Annotated in this window: 2 protein-coding genes; one reads left to right on the top strand and one right to left on the bottom strand. The window is 72.1% G+C overall.

Going from position 1 to position 1,766, the window contains the following annotated elements:
• Positions 1 to 92: 92 nt before the first annotated feature.
• Positions 93 to 548, bottom strand: a complete 456-nt coding sequence (locus DQW06_RS24090) for a GatB/YqeY domain-containing protein (RefSeq protein WP_013156293.1) — start codon at positions 546 to 548, stop codon at positions 93 to 95.
• Between the two features lie 159 nt (positions 549 to 707).
• Between DQW06_RS24090 and DQW06_RS24085 the strand changes: the two genes are divergently transcribed.
• Positions 708 to 1,628, top strand: coding sequence for a metallophosphoesterase (locus tag DQW06_RS24085; protein WP_013156292.1), 921 nt, complete (start codon positions 708 to 710; stop codon positions 1,626 to 1,628).
• Positions 1,629 to 1,766 lie beyond the last annotated feature (138 nt).

Genomic DNA, 1,766 nt, shown 5'->3' with positions numbered 1-1,766 from the left:
GGCGGTGCGTACACCGCCGCCCCTTCGCGTTCCCCGCCGTTCGCGGGTGGCGCACAGTCGGACCAGGCCGGGCCCGGTCTGGCCGGGTCAGGTCATCCGGCGAGCTGGCGCTTGACCTCGGCGGCCACGCGGGCGCCCTCGGCCCGGCCGGCGATCTTGGGGTTGACGACCTTCATGACCTGGCCCATGGCGCGGGGGCCCTCGGCTCCGGTCTCGGTGACGGCCTCGGCCACCAGCGACGACAGCTCCTCGTCGGTGAGCTGCTTGGGCAGGTAGTCGGAGATGACCTCGCTCTCGGCCCGCTCGGCCGCGGCCTGCTCGGGCCGGTCGCCCTTGTCGAACGCCTCGGCGGCCTCGCGGCGCTTCTTGGCCTCCCGGGTGAGCAGACGGGTGATCTCGTCGTCTCCGAGGGAACGCGAGGTGCTGCCGGCGGCCTCCTCGGTGGAGATGGCGGCCAGGACCATGCGCAGGGTGCCGGTACGCACCTTGTCGCGCGCCTTGATGGCGGTGGTCAGGTCGTTCTTGAGACGGGCTTTGAGTTCGGACATGAGCCGATCCTACGGCGGGGCGCCGCGGGGTCACCAACGGTTTGCGCGCGCGGACGCCGCGCGGACGCGGCTCACACCGGCCCGGCGGCCCGCGACGGGGGATTCGCACACGCGTGCTCCGTGGATCTGCGACGATCTCTGTGACGACGAAGGAGGGCGATGGGCGCCGACAACAGACGAATCCTGCGCCGGGTGGGGCGCGCGGCCGCGATCACGGGCGCCGTCGGAGCGGCGGGACTGGTCTACGCCTCGGTCATCGAGCGCAACTGGTTCCGGCTGCGCCGCTACGAGCTGCCCCTGCTGCCCCCGGGCAGCCCGCGGCTGCGGATCCTGCACCTGTCCGACGCGCACCTGACACCCGACCGGAAGATGCTCATCGAGTGGATCCGGGGGCTGGAGGCCCACGAGCCGGACCTCGTGGTCAACACGGGCGACTCGCTGGCGCACCCGGACGCGGTGGGACCGTTCACGAAGGCCCTGGGGCCCTTGCTGGACCGGCCGGGCGCGTTCGTGTACGGGTCCAACGACCTGTTCTCGCCGCAGCCGAAGAACCCGGCCCGCTACCTGTGGCGGACCAGCAAGAACGACTACAACAAGCGCCGGACCCCGGACCTGCCCTGGCGCGAGCTGGGCGAGGCCATGTCCGCGTCCGGGTGGCTGGACCTGAACAACCGCAGGGGCGGGCTGAAGGCGGGCGGACTCGACGTCGCCCTGGCCGGGGTGCACGACTCGCACATCAAGCTGGACAGGTACGAGGAGGTCGCCGGACCGGCCGACCCGTCGGCGGACCTGCGTCTGGGCGTGCTGCACTCGCCGGAGCCGTCCAACCTGGACCGGTTCGCGGCCGACGGCTACCAGCTGCTCCTGGCCGGGCACACGCACGGCGGCCAGCTGTGCCTGCCGTTCTACGGGACCCTGGTCACCAACTGCGGGATCGACCGCAGGCGGGCCTGGGGTCTGCACGAGTACGGGGACGCGTGGCTGCACGTGTCCGGCGGCCTGGGCACCTCCCCGTACGCCCCGGTGCGGTTCTGCTGCCGCCCGGAGGCCTCCCTGCTGGACCTCGTGGCCTCCTCCTGACCCCCCTCGGCGCTCCGATCGGAAACCGTGCGCGAGCACTCCCGGGCGTCCGCTAGACTTGTGGACGTTGCTTCGGGGTGTAGCGCAGCTTGGCAGCGCGCTTCGTTCGGGACGAAGAGGTCGTGGGTTCAAATCCCG

Source organism: Nocardiopsis sp. TNDT3, from assembly GCF_003427465.1.
Lineage (GTDB): Bacteria > Actinomycetota > Actinomycetes > Streptosporangiales > Streptosporangiaceae > Nocardiopsis > Nocardiopsis dassonvillei.
Note: the sequence above shows the minus strand (reverse complement) of the source record. Positions and strands in the feature narration are given on the sequence as shown.

Excerpts from the sequence above, each read along its gene's own strand:
- DQW06_RS24090 (WP_013156293.1), bottom strand. The coding sequence starts at position 548 with ATGTCCGAACTCAAAGCCCGTCTCAAGAACGACCTGACCACCGCCATC.
- DQW06_RS24085 (WP_013156292.1), top strand. The coding sequence starts at position 708 with ATGGGCGCCGACAACAGACGAATCCTGCGCCGGGTGGGGCGCGCGGCC.